The sequence below is a fragment of the Cupriavidus consociatus genome, assembly GCF_017814975.1.
Classification (GTDB): domain Bacteria; phylum Pseudomonadota; class Gammaproteobacteria; order Burkholderiales; family Burkholderiaceae; genus Cupriavidus; species Cupriavidus consociatus.
On the sequence record NZ_JAGIQA010000021.1, the window covers coordinates 61,939 to 76,992 of the forward strand.

The 15,054-nt window shown below is 66.8% G+C and carries 12 protein-coding genes; 8 read left to right on the forward strand and 4 right to left on the reverse strand.

The window, feature by feature from the left end:
• Positions 1-276: 276 nt before the first annotated feature.
• Together J8I82_RS25475 and uraD are read left to right on the forward strand one after the other, a co-directional pair.
• On the forward strand, positions 277-1,233 hold the full coding sequence (locus J8I82_RS25475; RefSeq protein ID WP_209761616.1) for a LysR family transcriptional regulator: 957 nt from the start codon (positions 277-279) through the stop codon (positions 1,231-1,233).
• A gap of 129 nt (positions 1,234-1,362) precedes the next feature.
• Positions 1,363-1,887: a 2-oxo-4-hydroxy-4-carboxy-5-ureidoimidazoline decarboxylase gene (gene uraD / locus J8I82_RS25480; RefSeq protein WP_209761617.1), complete on the forward strand. Its 525-nt coding sequence runs from the start codon at positions 1,363-1,365 to the stop codon at positions 1,885-1,887.
• Positions 1,888-1,951: 64 nt separating this feature from the next.
• Here the strand turns inward: uraD and J8I82_RS25485 are convergent, their stop codons facing one another.
• Positions 1,952-2,710 carry an SDR family oxidoreductase gene (locus J8I82_RS25485; protein ID WP_209761618.1) on the reverse strand — a complete coding sequence of 253 codons (759 nt, stop codon included), beginning with the start codon at positions 2,708-2,710 and terminating at the stop codon, positions 1,952-1,954.
• A gap of 385 nt (positions 2,711-3,095) precedes the next feature.
• Between J8I82_RS25485 and J8I82_RS25490 the strand changes: the two genes are divergently transcribed.
• Positions 3,096-4,475 (forward strand): MFS transporter, encoded by a 1,380-nt coding sequence (locus tag J8I82_RS25490; RefSeq protein ID WP_209761619.1) that lies wholly within the window; start codon positions 3,096-3,098, stop codon positions 4,473-4,475.
• Positions 4,476-4,563: 88 nt separating this feature from the next.
• On the opposite strand, the gene J8I82_RS25495 is transcribed toward J8I82_RS25490, so the two are convergent.
• On the reverse strand, positions 4,564-4,893 hold the full coding sequence (locus J8I82_RS25495; RefSeq protein ID WP_209761620.1) for a hypothetical protein: 330 nt from the start codon (positions 4,891-4,893) through the stop codon (positions 4,564-4,566).
• A gap of 455 nt (positions 4,894-5,348) precedes the next feature.
• Here J8I82_RS25495 and J8I82_RS25500 point away from each other — a divergent pair, with 455 nt between their 5' ends.
• The 3 genes from J8I82_RS25500 (at position 5,349) to J8I82_RS25510 (ending at position 9,012) form a co-directional block, all read left to right on the forward strand.
• Positions 5,349-5,864 carry a MarR family winged helix-turn-helix transcriptional regulator gene (locus J8I82_RS25500; protein ID WP_209761621.1) on the forward strand — a complete coding sequence of 172 codons (516 nt, stop codon included), beginning with the start codon at positions 5,349-5,351 and terminating at the stop codon, positions 5,862-5,864.
• Positions 5,865-6,070: 206 nt separating this feature from the next.
• Positions 6,071-7,006 (forward strand): AraC family transcriptional regulator, encoded by a 936-nt coding sequence (locus J8I82_RS25505; protein ID WP_209761689.1) that lies wholly within the window; start codon positions 6,071-6,073, stop codon positions 7,004-7,006.
• A gap of 221 nt (positions 7,007-7,227) precedes the next feature.
• Positions 7,228-9,012 (forward strand): acyl-CoA dehydrogenase, encoded by a 1,785-nt coding sequence (locus tag J8I82_RS25510; RefSeq protein ID WP_209761622.1) that lies wholly within the window; start codon positions 7,228-7,230, stop codon positions 9,010-9,012.
• Between the two features lie 77 nt (positions 9,013-9,089).
• Here the strand turns inward: J8I82_RS25510 and ampC are convergent, their stop codons facing one another.
• Both ampC and J8I82_RS25520 read right to left on the reverse strand, forming a co-directional pair.
• A complete protein-coding gene (ampC, locus tag J8I82_RS25515) occupies positions 9,090-10,274 on the reverse strand; it encodes a class C beta-lactamase (RefSeq protein WP_209761623.1) in 1,185 nt (394 codons plus the stop codon).
• A gap of 234 nt (positions 10,275-10,508) precedes the next feature.
• On the reverse strand, positions 10,509-11,360 hold the full coding sequence (locus J8I82_RS25520; RefSeq protein WP_209761624.1) for an IclR family transcriptional regulator: 852 nt from the start codon (positions 11,358-11,360) through the stop codon (positions 10,509-10,511).
• A 157-nt stretch (positions 11,361-11,517) separates the two neighbouring features.
• Between J8I82_RS25520 and J8I82_RS25525 the strand changes: the two genes are divergently transcribed.
• Positions 11,518-12,507 carry a Bug family tripartite tricarboxylate transporter substrate binding protein gene (locus J8I82_RS25525; RefSeq protein WP_209761625.1) on the forward strand — a complete coding sequence of 330 codons (990 nt, stop codon included), beginning with the start codon at positions 11,518-11,520 and terminating at the stop codon, positions 12,505-12,507.
• An 82-nt stretch (positions 12,508-12,589) separates the two neighbouring features.
• Positions 12,590-14,932 carry a cytochrome P450/oxidoreductase gene (locus J8I82_RS25530; RefSeq protein ID WP_209761626.1) on the forward strand — a complete coding sequence of 781 codons (2,343 nt, stop codon included), beginning with the start codon at positions 12,590-12,592 and terminating at the stop codon, positions 14,930-14,932.
• The last annotated feature ends 122 nt before the right edge of the window (positions 14,933-15,054 follow it).

Consider the following 15,054-nt stretch of genomic DNA (forward strand, 5'->3'; position numbering starts at 1 on the left):
TATATCAGCTTGGATATGGGTCGGAAACCCTTGCCTGGCGCGGGTTTCCGGCCGATTTCCAGGCCCTTTTGCGGACCTATGGATTACCCTAGGGAGCCCGCTTTTCCCCCTTCGCGGGGCACGCGCGGGCTGGCGCTCCCTGCCGCGTGCGGGTTCGACCGCGTTGCCGTGCGGTGCGCAAAAGGCTACAAAGCCGCCATGGGGAGCAAGCCTTGCGCACCGGTTGCGCCGCTTGCAGCCCAGCCTACTTACCCACCAGAATGCCCGAGACTCCGCATGATCCGCGCCGACGATCCCTTTGATACCTACCTGCTGCGCGTGCTGTGCATCCTGATTGCCGAGCAGAGCGTCTCGCGCACCGCCATCCGCCTGAACCAGTCGCAGCCCGCGATCAGTTCGGCACTCAAGCGGCTGCGCGCGATCTTCAACGACCCGCTGCTCACGCGGGAGAAGAACGTGATGGTGCCGACCGAACGCGCTCTGCAGATCGCCCGCAATGCGCAGGCGGCGCTGAGCGCGCTGGACAACCTGCTGGTGTCGGACGACCGCTTCGATCCCACCACCACCGAGCAAAGCTTTACCGTAGCCATGCCGGACTACCTTGCGCCGCCGTTCTTTGCCCACGTGGTGCGTGAATTCCGCCGCGTGGCGCCGCACGCACGGCTCGCGGCGATTCCGCTGACCGCCACCTTCGACTATGAGCAGGCACTGTCCGAGGGCACCATCGATATCGTGATCGGCAACTGGCCCAATCCGCCGGAGCACCTGCACCTGTCCGTCCTGCTGGAAGACGAAGTGGTCTGCATGGTGGCGCCCGACAGCGTGCATAACCAGCCTGGAAAGTTCACCGCGCAGGCCTACCTGGGCGCGGCGCATATCGTGCCCACGCCTTACTCGCGCGACCAGCGCGGGCTGGTGGACACGGGCCTGAGCACGATGCGCGTGCACCGCGACAACCGCGTGAGCTGCCCCTACTTCAACCTCGCGCCGAGCCTGATCCCGGGTACGGACCTGATCCTGACCACGGGCCGCCACTTTGCCAACTATCACGCGCAGCATGTGCCGGTGGCAGTGCTCAGGCCACCGATCGAATTCCCGTTCATGCGCTTCTACCAGCTGTGGCATCCCGCGCGCCACCGCTCGGCCTCGCATGCGTGGCTGCGCGGCATGCTGACGGCGGCGTCGCAGTCGCTGCGGGACCTGCGCGACCTGGACCCTGCCCGGCGTGCCTAGCGGTATCGGATTCTGTTATGCGTCCTATAGTGCCGCGCCCCTCGCCGCGGCCATGCCTGCTTTCTATACTCGGCCCGTATTCGGTTTCCATGCCTGGCCTGCGCGGCGGGCCTTACGGGAGAGCAGTCCATGTCACAGTCACTCGATCTGGCGCCGGTCAATGCGCTGGACCAGTCCGGCTTCACGCAAGCGTTCGGCAGCGTGTTCGAACATTTTCCGCTGGCGGCCGAGCGCGCCTGGGCGCAGCGGCCCTTTGCATCGGCCAGCGCGCTCCACGATGCGATGATGGATGTCGTCCGCAAGCTGGATGCGAAAGCCCAGTGCGATTTTCTCAACCTGCACCCGATGCTGTCGGCCGCCAATATCCGCGCCGGCACCATGACGGCGGACTCCAATGCCGAGCAAAAGAGCGCCGGGCTGGATGCGATGTCGGCGCAGCAGGAGGCCGCGCTCGATCGCATGAATGCCGCATACCTCGCGCGGCACGGCTTTCCCTTCATCATCTGCGTGCGGCACTACACGCGCGATGGGATCTTCGCCGCACTGGAACGCCGTATCGACCGCAGCACACAGCTGGAGCTCGATGAGGCGCTGGCGCAGATCAGCGCGATCACCCGCGGGCGGCTGCAGGCGCGGCTCGGTACGCTGGCCTGAATGCCTTGACCGGTGCGGGATGCAGGCCGCCGGCCGCTCCAGGCCAGCCGCGCATTCCCTGCATTCAGCGCTGTGCGCCGCGGCTTTGCGCCATCCATGCCTCGAAGGTGGTCTTTCCCAGCCAGGCGGCACCCTCCGGCACCAGCGTACCGTCGTCGAGCTCGGCGCCGAAATACCGGGCGTCCGGATCCGTCACGACCTTGCGCGGATCGGCCGTGGCCTCGAGGTAACGCTGCACCAACTCGTCCATGCGGAATCGTTCGGGGCCGGCAATATCGACCATGCCATTCACCGGGGCGACAAGCGCATGGTCCGCGACCGCCTCGGCCACGTCATCCGACGCAATGGGCTGGATCTGCGCGGCGGACAGCCGCACCGTATCGCCTTCCGCCCCGGAATAAGCGATCCCGCCGAGGAACTCGAGGAACTGGGTGGACCGGACGATGGTATAGGGGATGCCGGCGTCCCGGATCAGGGCTTCCTGGGCGATCTTCGCGCGGAAGTAACCGCTTTGCGACAGCTTGTCCGTGCCGACCACGGACAGCGCAACATGGTGGCTGACGCCCGCGGCCTTCTCGGCGGCCGCCAGGTTGCGCCCCGATAACTGGAAAAAGTCGAGTACCGCCTTGTCCTCGAACGAGGGTGAGTTGGCGACATCCACGACCACCTGCGCGTCCGCCAGCGCCTCGGCCAGGCCTTCGCCGGTCAGTGCGTTGACGCCGGTCTTTGGCGACGCGGCGATCACCTCATGCCCCTGCGCCGCCAGCCGCGCCACGACCTTGCTGCCGATCAGGCCGGTACCACCGATCACGACAATTTTCATCTTGCACCTCGGTTTGTGGGAAGTTTGTGGGAACAGTAAGGAACCACCCCGCTGGAATGCTAGGCGACGGAGAGAGTCGGCGATAGGGCAAGCCGCGGCCCGCGGCGTCGTGGCCCGGGACCACGATGGAAGGGAGTTACAAGGCCGCAGCACACCCGCCATGGCACCCCATTGCAAACCTTGATAAATCAACTTATTGACCGAATAACGCCTGATTCCGCACATCTTCACCGGAAATACCCTAAGTTTCCCCCACGATTTGAGTAATGATCTTGACGCATAAGCACGCATCAACCATAGTCCGTCCAGCCCGGGCCAGGGGCCGTTTCGGAGGGCCTTGGCGCCTGTTGAGCGTTCAAAAGAAGATTGGTGAAGGAGACAGACGATGCAGCACATTGATGTACAGAAGCTGGCCGACGATGCCAGCTTTAACCGATTCCATGCGCGTGTCCTGGCCTGGTGCCTGCTGGTGATCATCATCGACGGCTATGACATCGCCGTTGCGGGTGCCGCGTTGCCTTCGATCATGAAGGAGATGGGCGTTACCGCGTCGACAGCCGGCTTCATGGCGAGTTCGGCGCTGTTCGGCATGATGTTCGGCGCCATCTTCCTCGGCGCCCTGTCTGACAGGATCGGCCGGCGCTGGACGATCTCGCTGTGTGTGTTCCTGTTCAGCGTGTTCACCGCTGCCGCGGGACTGACCAGCGATCCGGTCACCTTCAGCGTGATGCGGTTTATCGCCGGTCTCGGCATCGGCGGCGTCATGCCCAACATCGTCGCGCAGATGACGGAATACTCGCCGCGCAAGATCCGCAGCTTCATGACCACGGTGATGTTCTCCGGCTATGCCATCGGCGGCATCCTGGCCGCCGTGATCGGCAAGCAGTTCATCGCCGGCTTTGGCTGGCAGATCGTGTTCTTCGCGGCCGGCGTGCCGGTGCTCCTGATCCCGTTCATCCTGAAGACGATGCCGGAGTCGCTGTCGTTCCTGGTGTCGCGCCAGAACGAAACGGACCTGCGCACCCTCGCGCAGCGCATAAACCCGCAACTGCGCCTGGATGCCGGCGCGACCTTCCGCGTTCCGCAGCAGGACCGCGCAACCGGCGTGCCGCTGGCCCGCCTGTTCCAGGACGGCCGCGGCTTCAGCACGGTCATGTTCTGGATCGCCTTCTTCACCGGCCTGTTCATGGTCTATGCGCTCAGCACCTGGCTGACCAAGCTGATGGCAATGTCTGGCTATAGCCTGGGCTCGGCGCTCAGCTTCGTGATCGCGCTGAACGTGGGCGCGGTGGTCGGTGCGATTGGCGGCGGCTGGCTCGCCGACCGGTTCCATATCAAGTGGGTGCTGGTGGGGATGTACTTGCTCGGCGGCGGGTTCCTGTACCTGATGACGTTCAAGACCTCGACCGAGATGCTCTACCTGCTGATCGGCGCGGTGGGTGCCTGCACTACCGGCGCGCAGATCGTCGCGTACGCCTACAGCGGCCAGTTCTATCCGGTGTCGATCCGCTCGACCGGCGTTGGCATGGCCTCGGGCATCGGACGGCTCGGTGCCATCGCGGCCCCGGTGCTGATCGGGCTGATCGTTTCGCTGCAACTGCCGCTGGCGCAGAACTTCCTGGTCATCGGCGCGGCCGGGATCGTGGGTGCGCTGGCACTGGCGTGCATCAACCATCGGCTCTCGGCATCGGCGCAGCACACCGATGCAGCGGCAAGTGTGCCTTCGGCGCCGGCGGTGGCGGGCGTGGCTCAAGCGCGAAGCTGAGCGTCCTGAAGGCGCGGCGCGAATCCGCGCCGCGCTAAGGAAATGGCGGGCCGGCACGATGCCAGGGCCCGCCATTGTCATTTGGAGGTCAGTCGGCCGAGTCGACGATAAAACGCCGGGTAATGGTTGCGCCGGCCCGCACGCGGCGATGCCGGACCGCCCAGACGACTGCGCGCATGGCCTTGCCGCCGTGGGACTCGACCATGCGCGTACACCGCTCCAGCGCCGCATCGTCCGGGAAATAGCGAAGCTCGGCGGCACTGCCCAGGATCACAGCAATGTCCAGCGCGGATTGCTGGCGCATGGCCAGCGACAGCAGGCGGCTGAGGCGGCGTGTCACCGCATTGGCGTCGCCGGGCCATTGGCGCCGGGCCTCGGCCTGGATGGTCCGCGCCGCGGCGCGGATGTGATGGAGCATGTCGGCGATACCCGGTTCCGCTTGTGTGGACCGGTGAGGCCGCGCTGCTTGTGCCATTTCCATGTTCTGTGTCCCAGCGAGCCGGTAAAGCAACCGCTCAGCGGTCAGTCAGGACGGCGACATCGCCGGCATGGTGGAGCGTGATGGCCATGGCAGAACCTTTGTGGCAAGAGTCCGAAGAATACTAGGCACGCTTTACGTATACGTCAATATCATTACTCACATTTATCGGACTTTCGTTGTAACGCCCAGGTTTCCTTACGTGGACGCGGAAATAATGGAACAGGATCATTGCGCAAATGCAGCTGCAGAGGGCTGCAGCACACATCCAGAGCCCCCCGATCCGGGCGCCGACCGACACCCCCACCCGTCGCCTCGCGCACGTGTGTGCTCCGCGTCGCCTTAGAATAGGCACACCAATGGCAAGTCCACGGCGGCCAGCGACAAACCCACACATGACCAGACCAGATTCCACGTACGACCCGTCCGACGCATCCGTCCATAACCGGCTGTTCTTCCGGCTGTTCCAGGCCGGCAATACGCTGGACCGGCAGACCAGCAAGTCGCTCGGCATCACTACCGTGCAGTGGTCAGTGCTGGGGGCGCTGTCGCGGCCGCAGGTGCGGGAAGGCATGTCATTCTCGGAACTGACCGAATACCTGGTGGTGAGCCGGCAAAGCCTTGATGGCGTGCTCAAGCGGCTGGAGCGGGAAAAGCATGTCCAGCGGGTTGCCGATACGGTGGACCGCCGCGCCAAGAAGGTCGTGCTGACGCCAAAGGGGCGCGAGTTCTGGAACAGCCTGCAACCCAGGATCTATGAGTTCTACCGCCAGGCACTGGCGAGTTTCGGCTTTGATGACAAGGTTGCCCTGGTCCATTTCCTGAACCAGCTCAACGCTGGCCTGGCCAGCGTCCACATGGACGCGGCCCCGGGCGCGCACGCGCCGGAGGAACCGGCGCGGTCCGCATAGGACTGCCTGCGGTCGCGACGCTCGGCACGGCCCTCACCGCACCCCGCAACGTCGCCGACAAATGCCAGGCTATGACAAAATACGCCACGCACCGGCCCGCCCCGCTTCCGCACCGTCTTGCCCGCCCCGCGACATTGACCCAGTTCATCGCAACCGTCCCCATTTCACTGGTCAACGGCTTCCTGTCCGGTGCCGATCCGGCCGCCATGGCGCGGCTGGCGGAGCGCGCCGGGATCCCCCGCGGCCTGTTGCAAGCGCCGGCTGCGCGCGTGACGGAGGAACAGTTCTCCACGCTCTACCGCGAACTCGCCATGGAGCTGGACGACGAGATGCCCGGCATCTTCAGCCGGCCGCTGCGCAACGGCACGCTCAAATACCTGTGCCTGAGCCTGCTGGATGCGCCGCGGCTGGAGGTGGCCCTGCACCGCTTCGGCCAGTTCTTCCACCTGATCCTGGACGATTTCCGGCTCGAGTCCGTGCGCGAGGACGGCTTCGGCGAGGTCGTGCTGCGTGCCGACCCGGCCGGCCCCGGCGTCAGCGCGCTGGGCAGCGAGCTGATGCTCAAGCTGGTCCACGGGGTCGCCTCATGGCTGATCGGCAAGCGCATTCCGCTGGCCAGGGTGGAGTTCGATTTCCCGCGGCCGCCGCGCGCCAGCGACTCCCTTTACCTGTTTCCCGGCCCCGTGCAGTTCGGCGGCCACCAGACGCTGCTCAGGTTCGACGAAGCGTACCTGGACATGCCGGTCCGCCGGCGCAAGGCCGACCTGCAGAAATTCCTCGCGCGCGCACCCGAGGACTGGATCTTCGTCGCGTTCGCAGAACAGATGGTGTGCCACCATGTGCGCCAGTACCTGGCCGACTGCCTGCCGTCGACGCCGACCATCGAAGCGGTGGCGCAGGACCTGCATTTCTCCGTGCGCACGCTGTGCCGCCGGCTCACCGCCGAGGGCACCAACTTCCAGGCGATCAAGGACGAGGTCCGCCGGGACATCGCCATCCAGCGGCTGACGCGCACCACGGACGCGATCGCGGAGATCGCCTTCGATATCGGCTTTGACAATCCCACCGCCTTCCATCGCGCCTTCCGCAACTGGACCGGCAGCACGCCCAAGGCCTACCGGACCATGCCCGCCAGTGCCTGACAAATCCTGCCACCGGCCCGGCCCGCGCCAGCTGGCGCGCATTCCCGCGCGCCGGTTTGCACAGGGCGGCAGGTTTCGTCAATGAATGGGCAGCTTTGGATAACCGCGGCCGGCGCTTCCCGCGTTACGATCACCGTATCAGGCCCGCGTTGCGGCCAGGCGCCATGGCTTGCGCGCCACCCAGGAACAAAGACGTACTGACGTACAGACAGGAGACCTCCATGACCTACCGTGCCCCGCTCAAAGACATGTTGTTCGTGATGAACGAGCTCGCGGGTCTAGACGCTGTCAGCCGCCTGCCCGGCTTCGAGGAAGCCACGCCGGAAACGGCGGGGGCCGTGCTCGACGAAGCCGCCAAGTTCAACGAACAGGTGCTGGCGCCGCTCAACCGTACCGGCGACCTGGATCCGAGCAGCTGGAAGGACGGGGTGGTCACCACGACGCCCGGCTTCAAGGACGCTTTCCGCCAGTTCGGCGAAGGCGGCTGGCAGGGCGTGCTGCATCCGCAGGACTTCGGCGGCCAGGGCCTGCCCAAGCTGATTTCCACCGCCTGCATCGAAATGCTGAACAGCGCCAACCTCTCGTTCGCGCTGTGCCCGCTGCTGACCGACGGCGCCATCGAGGCGCTGCTGACCGCCGGCTCCGACGAGCAGAAGGCCACCTTCCTGCCAAAGCTGATCAGCGGCGAGTGGACCGGCACCATGAACCTGACCGAGCCGCAGGCTGGCTCGGACCTGGCCGCGGTGCGCACCCGCGCCGAGCCGCAAGGCGACGGCACCTACAAGGTCTTCGGCACCAAGATCTTCATCACTTACGGCGAGCACGACATGGCGAAGAACATCGTCCATCTGGTGCTGGCCCGCACGCCCGACGCACCCGAAGGCGTCAAGGGTATCTCGCTGTTCATCGTGCCCAAGTACCTTGTCAACGCTGACGGCAGCCTGGGCGAGCGTAACGACGTGCATTGCGTGTCGATCGAGCACAAGCTCGGCATCAAGGCCAGCCCTACCGCCGTGCTGCAGTTCGGCGACCACGGCGGTGCCATCGGCACGCTGGTGGGCGAAGAGAACCGTGGCCTGGAGTACATGTTCATCATGATGAACTCGGCCCGCTTTGCAGTCGGCATGCAGGGCGTCGCGGTGTCAGAGCGTGCCTACCAGCAGGCCGTAGCCTATGCGCGCGAGCGCGTGCAAAGCCGCCCGGTCGACGGCTCGGCGCGCGAAGCGGTCACCATCATCCACCACCCTGACGTCAAGCGCATGCTGATGACGATGCGCGCGCTGACCGAAGGCGCACGCGCCGTCGCCTACGTGGCGGCCGCCGCCAGCGACACCGCGCACCAGCATCCGGACGAAGCCGTGCGCCAGCAGAACCAGGCCTTCTATGAGTTCCTGGTGCCGGTGGTCAAGGGCTGGAGCACCGAACTGTCGATCGACGTCACCAGCCTCGGCGTGCAGGTGCATGGCGGCATGGGCTTCATCGAGGAAACCGGCGCGGCGCAGCACTACCGCGATGCCCGCATCCTGCCGATCTACGAAGGCACCACGGCCATCCAGGCCAACGACCTGGTCGGCCGCAAGACCGTGCGCGACGGCGGCGCGGTGGCGCGAGCGATCTGCGCGCAGATCGCCGAGACCGAGGCCGCGCTGGGCAAGCATGGCGGCGCGGCCTTCACCGCAGTCCAGGCGCAGCTGGCCAATGGCCGCGCGGCGCTGGAAGCAGTGGTCGAGTTTGTGGTGGCCAATGCCAAGTCGGACCCGAATGCCGTGTTCGCCGGCAGCGTGCCGTACCTGAAACTGTGCGGCATCGTGTTCTCGGGCTGGCAGCTGGGCCGGGCGATGCTGGCCGCGGATGCGAAACGGGCCGAGGATCCGAACTTCCACGACGCCAAGATCGCCACCGCGCATTTCTTCGCCCAGCACATCCTGTCGCAGGCAACGGCGCTGCGCGATGCTGTGGTCGGCGGTGCCGCGCCGGTCAATGCGCTGACGGCGGAGCAGTTCTGACGGCGCTTCAGCGCGCGGCAGACATGGGCGGCCTTCGGGCCGCTTTCTTTTTTCGGGCAGCGACTGGCGGGTCGGCCCTAGCGCTTTGCCGCCAGTTCGGCGTCCAGCACCGTCAGGATGTGATACGCCGCTTCCACCCGTGCCGGCACCGGCATGTTCTTGTTGCCCAGCATCACCAGTCCGATGCGCCTGGCCGGCACGAAGACGACGTAGGCGCCAAAGCCGTTGGTCGAGCCGGTCTTGTTGACCAGCACATTGGCGCCTGGCGCCTGCGGCGGCTCCAGCCTGTCGACCTTGTTGGCCTCGAACACCACCTGCGGCGAACTGCCGGCCAGGATGGCACTGACCGGCGTCGGATAGGTGTACATTTCCCATCCCAGCCCCTGCACCATGCCGCCAACCTTGAAGTAGCCGGTGCGCGTGGTGGCGATGGCGCGCTGCATCTTGTCGTCGAGCCCCGCCGGCGACATGTTGGCCTCGACGAAGCGAATCATGTCGGCAGAGGTCGTCTTTACGCCGTAGGCCTCGGAATCCAGCACCCCCGGCGATACGCGGGTCGGCTTGTCGTCCTTTGTGTAACCCCACGCGTAGTCCGCCATCGCCGGCTTCGGCACCCGGATATAGGTACGCTTCAGGCCGAACGCCGGAAAAAGCGTCTTCTCCATCAGGTCGTCGAACGGCTCGCCCAGGCTGCGCGCGACGAGGTAGCCGAACAGGCCGATGCTGGGGTTCGAGTAGCGCCGGTGGGTACCGGCCGCGTAGGCCGGTCGCCAGGCCTTGAAGTAATCGGTCATCGCCTGCGGACTGTTGACCGTCTCCGGAAACTGAAGCGGCAGGCCGCCGGCTGCATAGGTGCCAAGGTCGAGCAGGCTGGTCGCGCCCAAGGCGCTGCCGGCAAGGGCCGGCAGGAATTTACCGGCGGGATCCGACAGCGACATGGCACCGCGCGCCTGCGCATAGCCCGCCAGCGTTGCGGTGAAGGTCTTGCTGACCGAGCCGATCTCGAACAGGGTCGACTCCGTGACAGGCTTGCCGCCCCGCTTCGCGGTCACGCCATAGTTGAAGAAGTACTGCTTGCCGCCGGCCGTCACCGCGACGGACATGCCCGGCACGTTGTGCGCCTTCATCATCGGCGCGATCGCCTCGTTGACGGCGCGTTCCAGCTGGCGCTGGTCGACCTTGTCGGCGGCGTACGTGGCTGGCGTGCACAGCAGGCCGGCGGCGGCAAACGCTGCGAGGCGCGTGGGGGCAAGGATCTTCATGTCAGCAGTGGAAGGAATGTCGGCAAACCGCGAGGGACTATACGCGTCTCCGCGCGGCTTGCACAATGGCGCCGCCCTTCCTGGCGGCGCGCCGTTCAGGCGGTAAAGCCGCCGTCGGCCACGATTACCTGCAGTGGCGCGGCACGCTGGCGTGCGGACTGATGGCGCTGCCGGGCGACCCGGCGCGCGTCGAAGCAGTCGCCTTGCAGGCTTGTCCGGCGCTTAAGCCGGACCTTAGCGTCCCGCCTCCTGGTTGAACCCGAGTGCGGCGCTGATCACCCGGGCCTCGTGCCGCACGGCGGTGCCGATCGGCCCGTCGATCGCCGGATCGAAGCCGCCGGTGGCGCCCAGCGCCGTCAGCACCGCGCACACGCGGCCGGTGTAGTCGCGTACCGGCGCGGCCACGGCGCTGATGCCGGTCAGGTTGGTGTCGCGCACCCAGGCGCAGTCGTCGGCCTGCACGGCGCGGCGCAGCGCGCCGATCGGATCGTCCCGATCGAGCGAAGCCAGCCGCGCCGCCCCGGCCTGCGCCAGTTCTTCCTTCGCCTGCTCCTGCACCCGGGTTTCGTCCAGCAGGCCCAGGAATACGCGTCCGGTGGCAGACCATAGCAGCGGCATCACCGAACCCGCGCGCACGTTCACCGTAACCGGCAAGCCCGGCTCTTCAAAACGCATGATGGTCGGCCCCTTGTTGCCCATCACCGCGACAAAGCACGTCACTTCCAGCGTCTCGCGCAGCCGCACCAGCGAGGCTTCGGCAAGCCGGATCGGGTCGGCCTGCCGCATCGCCGCCATGCCGATCTGCAGCGCCTCGTAGCCCAGGTGGTACTGCTGCGTACCGGATTCCTGCGCGACCAGGCCTTCTTCCAGCAGGCTGACCAGATAGCGGTGCACCTTGGCCGGGCTTTCGTCGATATGCGCGGCCAGCGCGGTCAGGCTGGCGCGCCCGCCCAGCCGGGCCAGCCCTTTGAGCACCGCCATGCCCGTGACAGCGGATTGCACGCGCTGGCGGCGCTCCCGTGCGCGGGGCGCGGCGGCGTCGGCAGGCGTTTCAGAGGCGGCGGACCGGGATCGGGATGCGGGCATGGCAGTGGTGTTGGCAAGGGCTGGCAGATTAGGCCACAGCTGGAAGATCGACGGTAGAGCGGCTGTGGGGCAACCGGCGTCGAGGTTAACCCTCATTCAATGATTACGCAATGCGTATATGATTTACGCAAAATAGAAATTCATCGGAGACAACCACATGCCCCGCCCCCTGCTGCCGCGCCTGGCTATCGGCGCGCTCGTCCTGCCCTTGCTGTATGCCCTGCCGGCCCATGCCGCCGACACCTACCCGGCCAAGCCGATCCGCTGGATCGTGCCGTACGCCGCCGGCGGCGGCTCGGATTTCCTTGCGCGCACCATTGGGCAGGGGCTGTCGGCCAAGGTCGGGCAGCCGGTCGTGGTGGACAACAAACCCGGCGGCAACACGGCGATCGGCGCGGCCGAGACGGCACGCTCGGCTGCGGACGGGTATACGGTGCTGTCCGCCGACAACGGCACGCTGGTATTCAACCCGGTCCTGTACAAGACGCTTTCCTACCACCCGGGCAAGGACCTTGCGCCGGTCACGCTGCTGGGCCGTTTCCCGATGATCCTGGTGGTGGGCGCGAACAGCCCCGTCAAAAGCGCCAAAGAATTCATCGCGCAGGCCAAGTCCACCCAGGGCGGCGTCAACTATGGCTCCGCCGGCGCGGGCAGCCCGCACCACCTGGCGATGGAACTGCTGAAGGTGGAAGCCGGTGGCCTGCCGATGACGCACGCGCCGTACCGCGGCGCCGCACCCGCGCTGTCCGACGTTGCCGCCGGCCAGGTCGCCGCGATGATGGTGGACTACGCCGCCGGCGCCGGCTTTATCAAGGGCGGCAAGGTGCGGCCGCTGGCGGTGGCCAATGCCACCCGCCTGCCGCAGCTGCCCGACGTGCCGACTTTTGCCGAGCTGGGCTACCCGCGCATTGAAGCTGCGGCGCTGGTCGGCATGGTGGTGCCCGCCGCCACGCCGCCGGAAGTGATCAACACGCTGAACAAGGACGTGGTCGCGGCGATCCGCGAGCCGGCGGTGAACAAACGGCTGGTGGACTTCGGCGTGGAGCCGGTTGGCAATACGCCGGCACAGTTCAGCGAGCTGCTGCGCACCGAGTCGGCACGCTGGACCAAGCTGATCCGCGACCTGAAGATCACGCTGGACAACTGAGCGACCTCTCCCACGATTCCGGTATCGCTATGAGGCCGTCCGGCCCCGCCCGGACGGCAATGTTTTTGCAGGAGTACGCAGCATGGCCATCCCCTCCCCCGACACCGCGCGCGGCGGCTGTCCCGTCGACCATTCCGCCATCACCGCCCCCAATGGCTGCCCGGTCAGCCACAAGGCGGCTGAGTTCGATCCGTTCGGCGACGGCTACCAGCAGGATCCGCCCGAGTACGTGCGCTGGTCGCGCGAGCAGGAGCCGGTGTTCTACAGCCCGAAACTGGGCTACTGGGTGGTCACGCGCTACGACGACATCAAGGCGATCTTCCGCGACAACATCACCTTCAGCCCGTCGATCGCGCTCGAGAAGATCACGCCCACCGGCGACGAAGCCAACGCGGTGCTGGCCTCGTACGGCTATGCCATGAACCGCACGCTGGTCAACGAGGACGAGCCCGCCCACATGCCGCGCCGGCGCGCGCTGATGGCCCCGTTCACGCCCGCCGAACTGGCGCATCACGAGCCGATGGTGCGGCGGCTGGCGCGCGAATACGTCGACCGCTTTGTCGATGACGGCCGCGCCGACCTGGTCGACCAGATGCTGTGGGAAGTGCCGCTGACCGTGGCGCTGCATTTCCTGGGCGTTCCCGAAGAGGACATGGACCTGCTGCGCCAGTACTCCATTGCCCATACGGTCAACACCTGGGGACGGCCCAGGCCGGAAGAACAGGTCGCGGTCGCGCACGCGGTCGGCAACTTCTGGCAGCTGGCGGGGCGCATCCTCGACAAGATGCGCGAGGATCCGTCGGGCCCGGGCTGGATGCAGTATGGCCTGCGCAAGCAGAAGGCACTGCCCGAGGTCGTCACCGACTCCTACCTGCATTCGATGATGATGGCCGGCATCGTCGCCGCACACGAGACCACCGCCAATGCCTCGGCCAACGCGATCAAGCTGCTGCTGCAGCATCCCGACGCATGGCGCGAGATCTGCGAGGATCCTTCGCTGATCCCCAACGCGGTGGAAGAATGCCTGCGCCACAACGGCTCGGTGGCGGCGTGGCGGCGGCTGGTCACGCGCGATACGGAAGTCGGCGGCATCCGCCTGGCCGCCGGCAGCAAGCTGCTGATCGTGACCTCGTCGGCCAACCATGACGAGCGCCACTTCGCCGATGCCGACCTGTTCGACATCCGCCGCGACAACGCCAGCGGGCAGCTGACCTTCGGCTACGGCTCGCACCAGTGCATGGGCAAGAACCTGGCACGCATGGAGATGCAGATCTTCCTGGAAGAGCTGACGCGCCGGCTACCGCATATGCGGCTGGCGGAACAGTCCTTCACCTACGTGCCCAACACTTCGTTCCGCGGCCCCGAGCACCTGCTGGTCGAGTGGGACCCGGCGCAGAACCCGGAGCGCCGCGACCCCGCGCTGCTGGCGCAGCGCCAGCCCGTGCGCATCGGCGAGCCGTCGGCGCACACCAGCGCGCGCACCGTGGTGGTGGAAAGCGTCACCTCCGCCGCCGACGGCGTGGTGCGGCTGCGGCTGGCAGCGCCGGACGGCAAGCCGCTGCCGCGCTGGGCGCCAGGTTCGCATATCGACGTGGAGTGCGGCGATACCGGGCTGTCGCGCCAGTATTCGCTGTGCGGCGATCCCGACGATGCCGGCGCACTGGAAATCGCCGTGCTGCGCGAGCCCGACAGCCGCGGCGGCTCGGCCTGGGTGCACGACAGCGTCAAGGCGGGCCACCGCTTGCGCATCCGCGGCCCGCGCAACCATTTCCGCTTCGACGAGGGCTGTGGCCGCGCCATCTTCATCGCCGGCGGCATCGGCATCACGCCGGTCAGCGCGATGGCGCGCCGCGCGCGCCAGCTCGGCATCGACTACGAGATCCATTACTGCGGCCGCTCGCGCAGCTCGATGGCAATGCTGGACATGCTGCAGGCCCTGCATGGCGAGCGCCTGCATGTCTACGCCGGCGACGAAGGCCGCCGCGCCGACTTCGCCGCATTGCTGGCCACGCCGCAGCCGCGCACCCATGTTTACGCCTGCGGCCCGCAGCGGCTGCTCGACGCCCTTGCCGACCTCTGCGCCGCGTGGCCGGAGGGCGCGCTGCGGGTGGAGCATTTCGTGTCGCGGCTGGGCACGCTGGACGCATCGAAGGAGCAACCCTTCACCGTCGAGCTGAAGGATTCCGGGCTGGTCATGGAGGTGCCTGCCGGCCAGACCCTGCTCGCGGCGCTGCGCGGCGCCAATATCGATGTGCAGAGCGATTGCGAGGAAGGCCTGTGCGGCTCGTGCGAAGTGCGCGTGCTCGCCGGCCAGGTCGATCACCGCGACGTGGTGCTGACCCGCACCGAACGCGACGCCAACGACCGGATGATGGCGTGCTGCTCGCGTGCGGCCGGCGGGTGCCGGCTGGTGCTGGAACTGTGACGACAGCCACCGCATCGGCACAAAGTGCCTCGGACAGCCCCTCGCCCTACACATCCCGGCGGCGCGTAGGACAATGCCTGACAACGGCAACAAGGGGCAGCGGCTAAAGTAGCAGCGCTACA

Coding starts and splice junctions, on each gene's coding strand:
- J8I82_RS25505 (WP_209761689.1), top strand. CDS start 6,071: ATGGCGCGGCTGGCGGAGCGCGCCGGGATCCCCCGCGGCCTGTTGCAA.
- J8I82_RS25525 (WP_209761625.1), top strand. CDS start 11,518: ATGCCCCGCCCCCTGCTGCCGCGCCTGGCTATCGGCGCGCTCGTCCTG.
- J8I82_RS25520 (WP_209761624.1), bottom strand. CDS start 11,360: ATGCCCGCATCCCGATCCCGGTCCGCCGCCTCTGAAACGCCTGCCGAC.
- J8I82_RS25485 (WP_209761618.1), bottom strand. CDS start 2,710: ATGAAAATTGTCGTGATCGGTGGTACCGGCCTGATCGGCAGCAAGGTC.
- J8I82_RS25500 (WP_209761621.1), top strand. CDS start 5,349: ATGACCAGACCAGATTCCACGTACGACCCGTCCGACGCATCCGTCCAT.
- ampC (WP_209761623.1), bottom strand. CDS start 10,274: ATGAAGATCCTTGCCCCCACGCGCCTCGCAGCGTTTGCCGCCGCCGGC.
- J8I82_RS25490 (WP_209761619.1), top strand. CDS start 3,096: ATGCAGCACATTGATGTACAGAAGCTGGCCGACGATGCCAGCTTTAAC.
- J8I82_RS25475 (WP_209761616.1), top strand. CDS start 277: ATGATCCGCGCCGACGATCCCTTTGATACCTACCTGCTGCGCGTGCTG.
- J8I82_RS25530 (WP_209761626.1), top strand. CDS start 12,590: ATGGCCATCCCCTCCCCCGACACCGCGCGCGGCGGCTGTCCCGTCGAC.
- J8I82_RS25495 (WP_209761620.1), bottom strand. CDS start 4,893: ATGCTCCATCACATCCGCGCCGCGGCGCGGACCATCCAGGCCGAGGCC.
- J8I82_RS25510 (WP_209761622.1), top strand. CDS start 7,228: ATGACCTACCGTGCCCCGCTCAAAGACATGTTGTTCGTGATGAACGAG.
- uraD (WP_209761617.1), top strand. CDS start 1,363: ATGTCACAGTCACTCGATCTGGCGCCGGTCAATGCGCTGGACCAGTCC.